This is a genomic window from Streptomyces sp. NPDC102451, from assembly GCF_044765485.1.
GTDB lineage: Bacteria > Actinomycetota > Actinomycetes > Streptomycetales > Streptomycetaceae > Streptomyces.
In genome coordinates this window covers 63448-77505 of sequence record NZ_JBIWKD010000005.1, presented here as the reverse complement: position 1 = coordinate 77505, position 14058 = coordinate 63448, and the positions used below count along the sequence as shown (strand labels likewise).

General features: G+C 73.1%; 12 protein-coding genes. 9 read left to right on the top strand and 3 right to left on the bottom strand.

Annotated elements, in window-relative coordinates:
• Position 1: 1 nt before the first annotated feature.
• Positions 2-1537, bottom strand: coding sequence for an arginine decarboxylase (locus ACIRD8_RS13210; protein ID WP_403989777.1), 1536 nt, complete (start codon positions 1535-1537; stop codon positions 2-4).
• A 310-nt stretch (positions 1538-1847) separates the two neighbouring features.
• Here ACIRD8_RS13210 and ACIRD8_RS13205 point away from each other — a divergent pair, with 310 nt between their 5' ends.
• Positions 1848-3146, top strand: coding sequence for an IS701 family transposase (locus ACIRD8_RS13205; protein WP_403989775.1), 1299 nt, complete (start codon positions 1848-1850; stop codon positions 3144-3146).
• On the opposite strand, the gene ACIRD8_RS13200 is transcribed toward ACIRD8_RS13205, so the two are convergent.
• Positions 3122-5068, bottom strand: a complete 1947-nt coding sequence (locus ACIRD8_RS13200; protein ID WP_403989773.1) for a helix-turn-helix domain-containing protein — start codon at positions 5066-5068, stop codon at positions 3122-3124. The genes ACIRD8_RS13205 and ACIRD8_RS13200 overlap by 25 nt on opposite strands.
• A gap of 122 nt (positions 5069-5190) precedes the next feature.
• Complete coding sequence (locus tag ACIRD8_RS13195) at positions 5191-6084, bottom strand: hypothetical protein (RefSeq protein WP_403989771.1); 894 nt, start codon at positions 6082-6084, stop codon at positions 5191-5193.
• Positions 6085-6314: 230 nt separating this feature from the next.
• On the opposite strand from ACIRD8_RS13195, the gene ACIRD8_RS13190 reads away from it, so the two are divergent.
• From ACIRD8_RS13190 to ACIRD8_RS13155, 8 genes are read left to right on the top strand one after another with little or no spacing between them, the layout of a single operon-like run.
• On the top strand, positions 6315-6503 hold the full coding sequence (locus ACIRD8_RS13190; protein WP_403989769.1) for a lysine biosynthesis protein LysW: 189 nt from the start codon (positions 6315-6317) through the stop codon (positions 6501-6503).
• Positions 6500-7381: a RimK family alpha-L-glutamate ligase gene (locus tag ACIRD8_RS13185; protein WP_403989767.1), complete on the top strand. Its 882-nt coding sequence runs from the start codon at positions 6500-6502 to the stop codon at positions 7379-7381. Before ACIRD8_RS13190 ends, ACIRD8_RS13185 begins: the two co-directional genes overlap by 4 nt.
• 20 nt (positions 7382-7401) lie before the next feature.
• Positions 7402-8031 carry a DegT/DnrJ/EryC1/StrS family aminotransferase gene (locus ACIRD8_RS13180; protein ID WP_403989765.1) on the top strand — a complete coding sequence of 210 codons (630 nt, stop codon included), beginning with the start codon at positions 7402-7404 and terminating at the stop codon, positions 8029-8031.
• Complete coding sequence (locus ACIRD8_RS13175) at positions 8028-9347, top strand: DegT/DnrJ/EryC1/StrS family aminotransferase (protein ID WP_403989763.1); 1320 nt, start codon at positions 8028-8030, stop codon at positions 9345-9347. Before ACIRD8_RS13180 ends, ACIRD8_RS13175 begins: the two co-directional genes overlap by 4 nt.
• Positions 9340-10416: an N-acetyl-gamma-glutamyl-phosphate reductase gene (gene argC, locus ACIRD8_RS13170; protein WP_403989761.1), complete on the top strand. Its 1077-nt coding sequence runs from the start codon at positions 9340-9342 to the stop codon at positions 10414-10416. Before ACIRD8_RS13175 ends, argC begins: the two co-directional genes overlap by 8 nt.
• Positions 10413-12266 carry a M20/M25/M40 family metallo-hydrolase gene (locus tag ACIRD8_RS13165; RefSeq protein ID WP_403989759.1) on the top strand — a complete coding sequence of 618 codons (1854 nt, stop codon included), beginning with the start codon at positions 10413-10415 and terminating at the stop codon, positions 12264-12266. Before argC ends, ACIRD8_RS13165 begins: the two co-directional genes overlap by 4 nt.
• Entirely contained in the window at positions 12266-13114 is an 849-nt protein-coding gene (locus tag ACIRD8_RS13160; protein WP_403989757.1) for a thiamine pyrophosphate-dependent enzyme, read from the top strand. The genes ACIRD8_RS13165 and ACIRD8_RS13160 overlap by 1 nt, the downstream gene beginning before the upstream one ends.
• Positions 13111-14055: a transketolase family protein gene (locus ACIRD8_RS13155; protein WP_403989755.1), complete on the top strand. Its 945-nt coding sequence runs from the start codon at positions 13111-13113 to the stop codon at positions 14053-14055. Before ACIRD8_RS13160 ends, ACIRD8_RS13155 begins: the two co-directional genes overlap by 4 nt.
• Positions 14056-14058 lie beyond the last annotated feature (3 nt).

Sequence of the window (14058 nt, the reverse complement as noted above, 5' to 3'; positions counted from 1 at the left end):
TTCACTCCGTATCCACCGAGGCCACGGTGTCCGTCGTCCTGCCGACAGGGGAGACCGCCGCCGTACGTCCCTGGCGCAGCGTGTAGATCTCGACGCCGCTGGTGCGCAGCGCGTCGAGTTCGCCGCGGGTGCGGTCCGAGAGCTTCTCGCCGGGCACGGTGATCGGGATGCCCGGCGGGTACGCGATGATGAAGTGTTCGGCCACGTCCCCCGCCAGCGCCTCGGTGGTGGCCCGGTAGGTGCGCTGGACCGTGCGCAGGGCGTCCAGCAGCCGTAGCAGGATCCCCTCGTCGACACCGATGTGGACGTGGAAGACGACCGCGTCACCGCTCTCCCGCGCGACGTACAGGGCGTACTCGTCGAAGAGGATGCGGCGGAACTCCGCGGCGGTGATGCCCAGGGCGCCGATGTCCACCAGGACCCGGGTGGGGTCGTCGTGGACCAGCAGACCGGGATCGCTCAGGTGCCCCTCGGGGCCGAGCGTCCGGTACGCCGAGAGCCGGGGGTCCGTGCGGATCTCCTCGCGCAGGGTCCTGGCCAGGTTCAGTGAGCGGTCCAGCAGCGCCTCGCCCTCCGCCTCCGCCTGCAGCCTGGCCAGGTCGAGGCTGGCCAGCACGGGCCAGCTCGGCGAGGTGGTGTGGTGCTGGAACAGCGCCTGCGCGATCGACTCCTGCATCTCGCCGTCGCCCATCAGATGCAGGTACGAGCCCTGCCGCAGCGCCGACATGGACTTGTGCGCGGAGTGGGTGACCGCGACCGTCATCGGCAGCCCGGGGTCGGACACGCGCAGTCCGCGCACCGCCTCCAGAGCGGTCAGCGGCTGCAGCCGGGGGTGGAAGCGGTGGACGGCGCCCCAGGCCTCGTCGACCAGGACGGACACCCCGGGGTGCAGCTCGGCCAGCGCGGCGAGCAGGGCCGGCATGTCGTAGCGGACGCCGTCGTAGGAGACGGCGGACAGCACCACCGTGTCGTACGGCACGCCTTCGGCGACGGCGAGCGCGAACATGTCGAGCAGCTGCCGCAGATCCGCGAAGGTCCGCGGGCAGTCGGCGCAGCAGCGGCGCATCGGTGCGTACTCCGTGGTGGCGTTCATGTCACCGAGCGCGAAGTGCACCGACTGGTGGCAGCTGCGGTCGGCGAGCACCCGGCCGCCGCGCGGCACCAGGGCGCCGAGGGCGACCCTGTTGGCGGTGCTGGTCCCGGCGGACAGGAAGGTGGTGGAGTCGGCGCCGAAGCTTGCCGCCGCGAGCTGCTGGGCGGCACGCAGGGGCCCGCGCGGGCGGAAGAACGAGTCGAGCATCGTGCCGCTGTACGACACCTCCGAGGCGAGCTGCGCCTGGCCGAACAGCGCTTCGTAGACATCACGGATCTTCGAGTTGCGGATGGACCCGCCGTGGGACAGGGGAAGGGCGTGGAACGAGGCGATGTCCCGGCGGGCCACGGAGAGCACCGCCTCGGCGAGCGGTGCACCGCTCGCCGAGGCGGGCAGGGCCCCGGGCCCCGGACGTACAGCGGTACCGCTGCCGGCTTCAGGCATGGCATGTGCTCCAGGGGGTGAGGGAACACCCGCGAGGGTGTCGTGGGCCCACTCTCCGCACCCGCGCCCGGGGACGACAGCCGGTCCGCCGCGCCCCGTCAGATGCGGGTGACTTCGTCAGGTGTTCCGTCACGTGATCCGTCACCTCGGTGGGTACGGGCGGTGGCCCGGCCACACCGCGCACGGCCGCGTCAGGGGAGTTCGGGGCCACGGCACCGCGGCCCAGTGGTGGCCGGACCACCATCGCCGGGAGCGATCTGGTGCCCGGCGCACCTCGTCCGCCGGCCCCTGCGGGGGCCACCGTTGGCGTATGAGTGGAGCCCTGAATCAGACCAAGGATGTGTTCGCCGATTTCCCGGACGGCGCCGGGCCGTCCGATGTGGTCTCCGAGCTCGCCGCCGCGGTGTTCTCCGCCTCGCTGCGGAGGAGGGACCAGCGGGCGAAGGGGGAGCAGTACCTGCGCGGGCTGCTGACCGTGGGCGGACGCAAGACCATGCGTAACGTCGCCTCGCTCGTGGGCGGTTCGGCCGCCGAGCAGAGCCTGCAGCACTTCATCTCCAGCTCCACCTGGGACTGGGCGCCCGTCCGGGAGGCTTTGGCCTGCTATGTGCAGCGGACCGTGCCGCCCCAGGCCTGGGCGCTGCAGCAGATGTCCATCCCCAAGGCCGGTGACCAGTCGGTGGGGGTGGCGGCGGGGTCCCCGGCGACCGGGGAGGCGCCGGGCCAGCGGGCCTACGGCCTGTGGTTCGCCTCGGAGGAGATGAGCGTCCCCGTCAACTGGCGGCTGCACCTGCCGGAGTGCTGGCTGCAGGACACCTCCAGGCGGCGGCGCGCGGACATCCCCGCGGAGACCGTCGCGGAGTCGCGGGACGAGTGCGCGGTGGCGACCGTGCGGGAGACGATGGACCGCTGGCCGGTGCCGCCCAGGCCGCTGCTGCTGAACGCCGGCGGGCACGACCTGCCCATGCTGATGCGGGAGTTCGGGGACGCGGGGGTCCCCGTACTCGCGAGGATCGGGCCGTCGAGCCGGCTGGCGGTGGCCGATCCGGCCCTTCCCGGTTACGGCGCGGGCGCGGTGTCCGCCCAGCAGATCGTCGAGGCGGTCAAGGGCCTGCGCCACCCCGTCCGCTGGGGCGGATCGAGCGCGCTGGTCGTCGCCGTGCGGGTGGTGTTCGGGCAGCGGGCCCCGTTCGCCCGGGCGGACGCGCAGGACCGGGGAGGGCGGAGCCTGCTCCTGCTCGGGGTGTGGAACGATCCGCTGCGGCCGGCCGGGGAGCTGCTGCTCACCGACATGACGCAGGCCCCGGTGCCCGCGCTGCTGCGGATGAGCAGGCTCGCCCGCCGGGTCTCGCGGGACTTCACCGAGGTCGGGGAGCGCGTCGGGCTGCGGGACTTCGAGGGCCGCTCCTTCCGCGGCTGGCACCGGCACATCACGCTGGCCTCCGTCGCCCACGCGGCGGCGCTGCTGGGCGGGACGGGCTGGGGCGAGACCACGCCGCGCGGGTCCCGGCCCACGCTGGTCCCTTCCCTCCCACCCGTGCCGGTGCAGCTCCGCACGGCCCGGCCCCCGCGCCTGACCAGCCCTTACGTCGCGGGCGCCTCGGCCTGAGGCAGCTCGCCGCCCTTGCGGAGCGTGTGCCGGGCGCGGTGCAGCCGCAGGGCGAGCTGGACCTCCAGGGCGCGCACCGGCTCCTGCCAGCCCGCGCCCATGAGATCGGTGATGCGCTCCAGCCGGCGCGAGACGGTGTTGGGGTGCACGTGCAGGCTCTCGGCCGCGCGCGTGGGGCTGTTCCCCGAGGCGAAGTAGGCCTCCAGGGTGCGCACCAGCTCGGTGCACTGCCGGCTGTCGTAGTCCAGGACGGGCCCGATGGTGAAGGTGATGAAGGCGACGGTGTCCGGCCGCTCGGACAGGAGCATGCCGAGGAAGCCCAGCTCCTGGGGCGACGCGGTGGCGCCGTCGCCGCCCAGCGCGGTCAGCGCGTCCAGGCAGCGCCTCGCCTCCTGGTACGTCGGGACGATCGACCCGGCACTGGTGATCGGTCCGGCCGCGCCGGCCGTCACCGGGTGACCGAGCACCGGGGACAGCTCGCGCGAGACCCTGCGCGCCGCCGCCCCCGGATCGGTGCCGGGCAGCAGCAGGACGATGCAGCCGCCGTCCGTGGTCTTCAGCCCGGAGAGCCGGTGGGCGTACGAGGACGCCCAGACGACGGCCTTGCCCTGCGCCCCGCCCTCCGGACGTGCCACCACGGCCACATGAGGCTCCGTCAGGTCCACGGCCAGCCTGCGGGCCCGTTCGGCGAGCTGCGCGGGGGTGTACTGCGAGGAGCTGAGCAGCTCGTGGAAGAGCTGGTCGCGCATCTGCCCCTCGGCGGCGGCCGCGCTGCGCTGCACCTGGAGCAGGACCGCGGTGGCCTGGGCGACGATCCTCAGCAGCTGGGCGGTGATGTCGGTGGACGCCTCCCGTGGCGCGAACACGAGCGTGGCGAGGATCTCGTCGCCCGCCGTCGCCGGGCAGCACCACAGGCCCTCGGCCGACCGGACCGGGGCCCGCTCGGTGTGCGCGTCCAGGACCGTCCTGAGCAGCTCGTCCTCGTCGAGGCCGGGGACCACGCCCGCGCCCGCCAGCTCACGCCCGGCCACGTCGCGTACGAGCAGGACGCCGTCGAGGGCCCCGGCCGCGACGGCGGTGAGCTCGTGCAGGTCACGGCCGCGCAGCACGAGGTCGATCAGGCGGCTCTGTGTCTCGCGCAGATGGCGCGCCGCGGAGAAGAAGTCCATGGCCCGCGAGGAGTCGAGCTCCAGCTCGGATATCTCGTCCCTGGCCCGGTCGAGCAGCCGGGCCTTCTTGATCGCCACGGAGACCAGGTCGCCGAGCGAGGACATCAGGGTGATCTCGTCGGGCGCGAAGTGGCGCACCTTGCGGTCGGCGACGTACAGCGACCCGAAGACGTGGTTCCCGTCGTGCAACGGCACCGCCATCAAGGCCCGCAGCCTCTCGGCGCGTACGACGTCGTCGATCGCCCCGGAGTGCGGGAAGCGGTCGTCGCCGAGGAAGTCCGGGGACCAGAACGGGGCCGCCGGTGTGCCGGGCCGGCTGCCCGGACCACCGGCCTCGGCGATCCGGAAGCCCACGGTGATCGCGGACGCGTGCCCGTCGGCGGCCCGGACGTACGAACAGTCCTCGGCCGGGTCGTGGAAGCTGATCCACGACATGTCGAGGTTGAGCAGCAGCCGGGCGCGGCGGGTGACGACCTTCAGCAGCACGTCCAGCTCGTAGGGGAGGGTCAGTTCCCTCGCGGTGTCGACCAGGGCGGCGAGTCCGGCCTCGCGCTGGTGCCGGCGGGCGAAGAGGCTGTGGATGTCGAGGGCGAGACCTCTGGCGCGGTCGAGCAGCGCGGCGGACTCGGTGTCACCGCGGTCGGGCAGGGCGGTGCGGATCACTTCCTCGAAGTGCTCGGGAGGTGCCTCCGTGGCCAGTAACTCGAACAGCCCGAACAGGGCGTCACGTACTGCGTGGTCCTCGCTCGGCACCGGTCGTTCCCTCCCCCAGGGCCGCCCCGGGGTCTCCGGGACGTAGGACCGCGAACGTCCCTCCGTGAACCTAAAACCTGCGAGCGGAATCGGTCAACCACAGGGGGTGGTGAACGCGCTGGTCAGCAAGGGTCGGCGTGGCCGGGCGCCCGGAACACCTCAGCCATGTCGACGCCGACGCCGTCGAGGGCCGCCAGGGCGGCACGCCCCGCCTCCTCGGCCTTCAGCAGCGTGTCACCGTTCGGCGGACCGTGGACGACGGCTGCCTCCAGCCGCTCCGGGGACACCGCCTGCCCGGTCCGCCAGCCCACCAGCGCGGTCAGCTGGTGCGGCAGCGGCGCGGTCCACAGCAGGCGCGGGGGCCGCGCGCCCGCGGCACGGAGCACCCGCCACCACTCCCCGCCGAGGCGCTCCTCACGCACCCGGAACGCCAGCCTGGCCACCGCCAGGGCGGCCGTACGACGGTGCCGCAGGGCCTCCGGGGAGCCCAGCCGGGTCAGCCGGGCGTCGGCCTCCGCGTCGATCTCTCCCACCGGCACCGAGATGACGGCGGCCAGCCGGCCCAGGCTCAGCCCCGCGGCGAGCGCCAGCTCAAGACCGCTGAAATACGCGTCCATGGCCTCGACGCAGCCGTCCAGCGAGCGGACGGGCGAGACGTCGACGCCCAGCCCGGCGGCCACCGTCGCGGTCACCGCGCGGAGTCCGGGGCCGTCGGGTGTGAGGCGTACCAGCAGGTTGGGCCTGTCGACCGCGCGGACCGTGTCGGGCCGTACGGCGGCGGACACCAGCCCCGCGTCGCCGTCGCCCGCGTCGTACACCCGCAGGAGCGCGTCGCAGGCCTCGCGCACGGCGTCGGCGGAACCGGCCGTGGAAACCAGGCCGCTGAAGTTCCCGTCGGCCGTGAGCCGGCGCAGCCGGGCCGGTGCGAAGGGTGCCGAAGCGTCTTCCGCCAGCCAGCCGGCCACGCCTTCGGCGGCCAGTTGCCGCAACAGCGCGGCTGCCATGGGGCTGATCATGGGAGCCGAGATTAGAGGAGCCCGCACGCGCGCGACAGCGCCGCCCGGCTTCTCCGTCAGGTCCCCCGTTCCTCGGTCAGGTCCGCCGTTCTCCGTCAGTCCCACGGCGCACAGGTGACTTATTCCCGGGCAGTTGACGGAATTCCCGTTCGCCCTTTGCCGCCTCGTCACGGGAACGGGATGTTCGTTGCGGTCACCGGTCCGGTGCCCGACGAGACGAGAGGACCGCAATGCCTGCAACCATTTCCGTACCGCAGTGCCTCGTGTGCGACACGGACTTCGAGATCCAGGACGACTGGGAGCGGGGCGAGATAACCGCGTGCGGTGCCTGCGGGCAGGAGCACGAGGTCGTGGAGAAGAGCGACGCCACCGTACGGGTCGCCCTGGCCCCCGAGGTCGAAGAGGACTGGGGCGAGTGATCGACGCCCCCGAGGTACTGCTCTCGGTCACCATGCTGCGGCCGGACGAGAAGCTCCTCCTCAACGCACTGCGCGACGAGGGACTGAACGTCCGGCCGCTGCTGGCGGAGGACCTCGCCGAGGTGGTGTCGGGGGTGACGCCCCCGCCCGCCTTCGCCGTGGTCCGCAACCTGTCCCACCGCGAGGCGGTCGGGGTCGCCCGCCGGCTGGAGTTCACCGGTGTGACGGCGCTGAACCGCGCGTCCGCCATCGAGACCTGCAACGACAAGGGCCTGCAGGCCCTGCTGTTCGCCCGGCACGGCATCCCGCACCCGGTGTCCCGTCACACCTTCAGCTACGACCAGGTGCGCAGGACCGTGGCGGAGCTCGGGCTGCCGACGGTCATCAAGCCGGTCAGCGGTTCCTGGGGGCGCGGAGTCACCAAGGTCACCGACGACGACTCGCTGGAGGCGTGGGTCGGCGGACGCGAGTCGGCGGACGCCGGCGGCAAGCTGTTCCCCGTCCTGGTGCAGCAGTACATCGACAAGCCGGGCCACGACCTGCGGGTTGTGGTGGTGGGGCGCACCCCTGTCGTCGCCATCCAGCGGGTCTCGGACAACTGGCGGACCAACACCCATCTGGGCGCCCGGATCGAGCGCCTGGAGATCACCGGCCCGATCGAGAAGCTCTGCGCCCAGGTCGTCGACGCCCTGGGTGAGGGCTTCTACGGAATCGACCTCATCGAGGACCTCGCCACCGGCGAACTCCTGGTCCTCGAAGTGAACGCGAATCCCGACTTCGCCCGTTCGTCCGCCGTTCACGGCGTGAATGTGGCAGGCCATCTGGCCGCGTACATCGCGGAGTTGTGCAGCGACACCCCGCTTCCCGCGGCCGCGTGACACGAAGGAAGACAGATCTCATGGAACTGTTCGACACAGCCACCGTGCTCACCCGGGTGATGACCTCCGGTGTGGTCATGAGCATCGAGAAGAGCGACCGCGAACTGCCCGGCCTGGAACGTCTGCTGACCAAGCGGACCGGGCGCGCGCACGCGGTGCTCGTCAACAGCCGCAGCGCCGCCGTCCACGCGGCGCTCGCCGGACAGGGCATCGGGCACGGCGACACCGTCAGCGTGCCGGAGCTGTCACCGAAGGACGCCGCGTTCCTGGCCTGGCTCGGCGTCGAGGTGGCGGACGAGCCGGGTCCGCCCGCCTTCGAGCACATCGCGCTGGACGCCGGCCGGGCCCATCTGCTCGACGAGCGGGCGAGGGCCCTGCGGGCGCCGGCCCTGGTCGTCGACCTCACCGGACTCGGCTTCGGCCCCGCCGCCGCCGTACTGACCGACGACCGCACCGTCTGGGCGCGTGCCGAGCGGCTCAAGATCTTCGGCGCGTACGACCTCCGCACGATGTGGACCCAGGAGGAGTCCGAGACGGATCTGATCCCCGGCGTGCAGTTCAACTACCGGCTGAGCCCGCTCGTAGCGGCCTGTGCCCGTATGGCCCTCAGCCAGGCCGTGCGTCCCCTCACCACCGGAGCCCCGTCATGATCACCGACTTCCCGTCCGCCCCGCTCCCGCTGCCCTCCGCCGAGGAGGTCGCCTCGGAGCTGGCCGCCCTCGGCGGCGAGGCGCTGATCCCCAAGGAGCTGCGCCGCACGCTCTTCCCGGTCATCACCAAGGAGGACGTCTTCAACCTGATGCTCTCCCAGCGGAGAGCGCCCGAGAAGGTCGTCGCCGACTTCGCCGAGGCCTACCGCTCCTATGTGGGCGCCGCGTACGCGCTGCCCACCGCGAGCGGCACGTCGAGCCTGCACCTGGCCCTCGTCGGCGCGGGGGTTCGGCCGGGGGACGAGGTCATCGTCCCGGCGTTCACCTTCATCGCCACCGCGCAGGCCGTCGTCGCCGCCCACGCGATCCCCGTGTTCGTCGACATCGACCCGCGGACGTACTGCATGGACCCGGCGGCCGCCGCGGCCGCGGTCACGGACCGGACCCGCGCCATCATGCCGGTGCACGTGCACGGCCTGCCGGCCGATGTGCCCGCGCTGCGCGCCCTGGCCGACAAGCACGGCATCGCGCTCGTCGAGGACGCCTCGCACGCCCACTCGGCCCGCATCGGTGACCGTATCGCCGGTTCGTTCGGCGACGCCGCCGGCCAGAGCCTGATGGCCGACAAGAACTTCCCGCTCGGCGGCGAGGGCGGCATCGCCTTCTTCGCCACCGAGGAGGCCCATACCCGTGCGACCGAGTACACCGTGCGCAACGGCATCGACTACGGGATGTCGTGGGTCGCCGCCGCGTTCGGCCACAGCCAGCTGGAGCGCCTGCCGTACTACGACGAGGTCCGGGCCCGTAACTCGCGGCTGATCGCGGACACGCTGAACTCCACCGGGCTCTTCCGGGCGCCGTACGTCCCCGAGGGCCACGTCCACGCCTACAACATGTACCGGATCACCCTGCTGCCCGAGGCCGTCGGCCTCGACGACCTCCCGGTGTGGGCGGTCAAGGAGGCCGTGCACGAGCTGCTCGTCGCCGAGGGCGTACCCGCCCGGGAGTGGCAGAACACCCCGATCCCCTGCCACCTGCCGTTCGTGCACCGCGCGGGTTTCGGCAACGGCTACCCGTTCACGCTCAACCCGGGCGCCGTACGCGACCACCGGCCCGAGGACTTCCCGGCGACCCTCGCCATGCTCGACTCGACCCTGGTCCTCTGCCGTGAGCTGCGCTCGCCGGTCGAGTACGAGAGGGCCCTGCGCTACGCGGACGCCTTCACCAAGGTCGCCCGGCGCCCGGACGCCATCCGCAAGCTCGTCGAGGCCGGCGACTACCGCCGTCCCTACGAGAAGGCGGCCCGCCTTGGCTGAGCGGACGACACTCCAGAATCCGCCCTCCCTCGACCGGAAGATCCGCGTCGCCGTCATCGGCGCGAGCGGCTACACCGGCGGCGAGGTCATCCGGCTGCTCCTCAACCACCCCCATGTGGAACTCGCGTTCCTCTCCGCCGAGCGCGCGGCGGGCAAGCAGGTGGGCGCCGTCCACCCGTGGCTGCGCAACCACCCCCGGCTCACCGGCATCAAGCTGCGTCCGCTGGACCAGCTGGGCGAGGTCGACGTGGCGATCACGTGCCTGCCCACCGGCGCGCTCCCCGAGCGGCTGCCGCAGATCGCGGACCGCGCGAAGTACGTCCTCAACCTGGCCGGGGACTTCCGGCTGGACAATCCGCAGGAGCGGGCGAAGCACTACCCGGCGTCGGTGGCCCATCCACCGGCCGACGACTTCCTCTACTTCGTACCGGATCTGTCGGAGTCCCTGCCGGAGGGCCGGTTCATCAACCTGCCCGGCTGCATGGCCGTCGCGACGGTCTACGCGCTGTACCCGCTCTTCGCCGACGGCCTCGTCGAAGCGGACGTGGTGGTCGACGCGAAGACCGGCTCCACCGGCGGAGGCCGGGGCGGCTCCGAGCAGCCGGCGGAGCGCTCCGGGAACTTCCGGGTGCACAAGCTGCACGGGCACCGCCATCTGCCGGAGATCACCCAGGCACTGACGCACTTCACCGGTGCGGCGCCCGAGCTGCGCTTCTCCACGCACAGCCTGGACGTGCCGCGCGGCATCCTGATCTCGGCGTACAGCCGGCTCAAGGAGGGCGTCAGCCCGCTCGACGTCAAGCGCGCCTACGCCAAGGCGTACACGGGCAAGGCGTTCGTACGGGTACGGCCCTCGCCGAAGGCCCCGCAGGACTTCCCGATGCTCAAGGCCGTCGTCGGCTCGAACATCGCCGAGGTCGCGGTCTCCGTCGACGGGGACCAGTGCGTCTCCATCGCCGCCATCGACAACCTCATCAAGGGCGCGGCCGGCCAGGCCGTGCAGGCGATGAACCTGGCCCTCGGCTACACCGAGTGGACCGGGCTGAGCTGTGCGGCGGTGGCACCGTGACCCGCCCCCTGTACGTGGTCAAGGTCGGCAGCGCCACCCTCGACCGCGGCACGATCCACACCGAACTGGCGGCCCTCGTCGCCCGCGGCGCCCGGCTGCTGCTGGTCGCGGGCGGCGCGGTCGGCATCGAGCAGCACTACGCCGCCCTCGGCCGGCCGATGCCCGAACTCCGGCTCGCCAACGGCGACTCGGTGCGCTACTGCCCGCCCGCCGAGATGACGCACCTGGTCGACGCCTACGAGCGGGTCACCCTGCCCGGCGTCGAGGACGGGCTGCGCGCCCTCGGCCTCGACGTGTTCACCGCGGTCGCCGCGCGCGGCGGCCTGGTCACCGGCCGCGCCAACCGGCCGCTGAAGACGGTGAGCCCCGAGGGCCGCACCCGGGTCGTCCGCGACCACCGGGCCGGCGTACCGGTGGAGGCCGACACCGCCCGGCTGCGGGCGCTGCTGGAGGCGTACGACGTGGTGTGCCTCTCCGCACCGGTACGTGACCGGGACGGCGGCGCCCCGCTGAACGTGGATGCCGACGTGCTCGCCGCGGCCCTGTCCAACGCCCTGGGCGCCGACCATCTGCGCCTGGTCACCGGGACCGCGGGGCTGCTCACCGACCCCTCGGACCCGGCGTCGACACTGCCCCACGCGTACCAGGGCGAGGCGGCCCGGTACGCGGGCGGCAGGATGCGGCAGAAGGTACGGGCCGCCGAGATGGCGCTGGAGGGCGGCAGCGCCGACATCGCCATCACCGGCCCGCACACGCTGGCCGAGCCGGCCGGCTGGACCCGGTTCTGGCGCGGCACCGCGCCGGAGACGGACCTGGAGCTGCTCGGCCGCACGGTCGGGGTGCCCTCGGTCTCCGGGGACGAGCACGAGCTGGCCGCCTACCTGGCCGACTGGTGCGCCGAGCGCGGCATCGACGCCAAGATCGACGCCGTCGGGAACCTGGTGGCGACCCGGGGCACCGGGGACCGCGCCCTGCTGCTGCTCGGCCATCTGGACACGGTGCCGCACCACTGGCCCGCCGAGTGGCGCGAGGGCGAACTGCACGGCCGGGGCAGCGTGGACGCCAAGGGCAGCCTGGCGGCCTTCCTTGAGGTGCTGGCCACGGCCGACGTCCCCGCGGACGGCTCGCTGCGGGTGGTGGGCGCGGTCGAGGAGGAGATCTCCTCCTCGAAGGGCGCCTTCCACGCCCGCGACCACTATCCGGCCGACGCCGTCGTCATCGGCGAGCCCAGCGGCAGCGACAAGCTGACGCTCGGCTACTACGGACTGTTCAAGCTCCGGGTCACCGCATGGGTCGACAGCGGTCACTCCGCCGGCATGGACGCCGTCTCCGCGCCGGACGCATTGACGGAGGCCGTCGCATCCATCAGGGCCTCGGTCCTGGAGCAGGCACCGGACGCCCTGAGCGCCCTCATCGACGTCCGCTGCGAGACGGGCCGCGAACGCCACCGCGCCGTCGGCATCCTCAACTTCCGGGTGCCGCCGGGCGCCGACCTCGACGCCCTGCGCGAGGCCGCCCTGTCGCACGGGAGCGACGCCGTGGAGATCGCGGTGGAGCGTGCCACCCCCGGGCACAGCGGGGGCCGCACGAGCTCCCTGGCGAAGGTGTTCAGCCGTGCCTTCGGACAGGCCGGCGTCCGGCCGAGGTTCGTGGTCAAGAAGGGCACCTCCGACATGAACACCCTCGCCACCACCTGGCGCGGGGTGCCGATGGTCGCCTACGGCCCCGGCGACTCCGCGCTCGACCACACCGATGAGGAACGCATCGGCGCCGGGGAGTACCGCGCCGCGCGGTCGCTCCTGGCCGACGCGGTGGCCCGCTGGTTCGCCCTGCCCGAAGGGAGCCGATGATGACCGTGCTGACCGACGTCCTGGAACCCGTCGACAGTGCCCTCGCCACCGAGCACACCGAGCACGCCGAGCACGCCCTGCTGGCCGAGCGGGCGCGGGAGGCCCGCAGGCTGGTCGTCGACATGGCGGCGAGCCCGCGCGGCTGCCACCTCGGCGGCAGCCTGTCCGTGCTGGACATCCTGATCGCGTCGCTGCACCGGGCCTCCTCCGGTGACGGCACCGAGGTGGTCCTCAGCAAGGGCCACGCGGCCGCCGGCCTCTACGCGGCGCTGTACGTGAACGGCGTGCTGCCCGAGAACCCGGCCCCGCTGTACGGCATGGCCGGCCACCCGTACACCGGCCATCCGGGCCCCAAGGTCCCCGGGGTGCGCTTCCCGACCGGGAGCCTCGGGCACGGAGTGCCGTACGCGGCCGGCTGGGCCATGTCCCGCAGGCTCGGCGGGAAGCCGGGCCTCGGCATCGCCGTGACGGGGGACGGCGAGCTCCAGGAGGGGCTCGTCTGGGAGACCTGCCAGGTCGCCGCCGCCCAGCGGCTGGGCAACTTCGTGCTGGTCGTCGACCGCAACGGCGGCCAGAACGACGGCATGGTCGCGGACGTCTCGCCACTGCCCGAGCTCGCCGCACGCTTCGCCGCCTTCGGGTTCGAGACGGCCGAGGTCGACGGACACGACCTCACCGCCCTCGGCGAGGTGCTGTCCGGCGACCGTACGGAGGCCACCCGGCCCCTCGCGGTGATCGCCGACACGGTCAAGGGCAAGGGCGTGCCCGCCGTGGAGGGCAAGGCCGCCTCCCACTACGTCACCATCGACGCGGCCCGCGCCGCCAAGTGGAAGCGAGCGATCCGATGACGGCGACGATCACGGAGGCCCGGCCGGCCCTCGCGGGCCGGGACGCCTACCGCGACGAACTCACCCGGATCGCCGGGGAGGACCCCCGGGTGCTCTGCCTGGAGGCGGACCTCGGCGGCAAGAACCACCCCTTCCAGCGGGCCCATCCGGACCGGTTCTTCAACCTGGGCATCGCCGAGGGGGCCATGGTGGACATGGCCGCCGGGCTCGCGGTGGGCGGCTACCTGCCGTTCCTCTCCACCTTCGCGCCGTTCGCGGCGCTCCGGGCGGCGGAGAGCCTCAAGCTGACGCTGGGCTATCTGAACGCGGGGGTCACCGTCGTCGCGCCGTACGCCGGTGTCTCCGGGGCCTGGTTCGGGACGACGCACCACTGTCTGGAGGACCTGGCCGTCCTGCGCAGCGTGCCCGGGGTGGCCATCGCGGCACCGTACGGCGAGGCCGAGATGCGGGCGGTCGTCCGCGCCGCCGCCCGGTCCGGGAAGCCGCACTACATCCGCACCGGGCGCAACGCGGCGTACACCTCCCTGCCCGGCCAGGACGGTGAACTGCCGCTGGTCGCCTGGGACTCCGCCGGTGCGACAGCCGACGCGCCCTGCCTGGTCTCCGTGGGCGAGGAGGGCACCCGCCTCGCGCTCGAAGCACGGGAGCGTGAGCCGGGACTCGCCCACGCCCACCTCGTGTACCTGGACCACGACCACCTGGCCCGGTCGGCCGCCGAACTGGCCGGGAGACACAGCAGGTTCGTGGTCGTCGAGGAACACCGGCGCGAGGGCGGCGTCGCCGAGGCGCTGGCCCTGCTGATGCCCCGGTGCGAGGTCGTGGGCGTGAACGCGGGCCACGCCTGGCCGGCCGAGGGGGGCGACCACCACGAGGTGATGGCCCGGCTCGGCTTCGACCTGCCGGCCGTCCTCTCCGCCGCGTCCCGGCTGCGCGCCCCCTGAACT

Excerpts from the sequence above, each read along its gene's own strand:
- ACIRD8_RS13210 (WP_403989777.1), bottom strand. The coding sequence starts at position 1,537 with ATGCCTGAAGCCGGCAGCGGTACCGCTGTACGTCCGGGGCCCGGGGCC.
- ACIRD8_RS13205 (WP_403989775.1), top strand. The coding sequence starts at position 1,848 with ATGAGTGGAGCCCTGAATCAGACCAAGGATGTGTTCGCCGATTTCCCG.
- ACIRD8_RS13195 (WP_403989771.1), bottom strand. The coding sequence starts at position 6,084 with ATGATCAGCCCCATGGCAGCCGCGCTGTTGCGGCAACTGGCCGCCGAA.
- ACIRD8_RS13190 (WP_403989769.1), top strand. The coding sequence starts at position 6,315 with ATGCCTGCAACCATTTCCGTACCGCAGTGCCTCGTGTGCGACACGGAC.
- ACIRD8_RS13180 (WP_403989765.1), top strand. The coding sequence starts at position 7,402 with ATGGAACTGTTCGACACAGCCACCGTGCTCACCCGGGTGATGACCTCC.
- ACIRD8_RS13175 (WP_403989763.1), top strand. The coding sequence starts at position 8,028 with ATGATCACCGACTTCCCGTCCGCCCCGCTCCCGCTGCCCTCCGCCGAG.
- ACIRD8_RS13160 (WP_403989757.1), top strand. The coding sequence starts at position 12,266 with ATGACCGTGCTGACCGACGTCCTGGAACCCGTCGACAGTGCCCTCGCC.
- ACIRD8_RS13155 (WP_403989755.1), top strand. The coding sequence starts at position 13,111 with ATGACGGCGACGATCACGGAGGCCCGGCCGGCCCTCGCGGGCCGGGAC.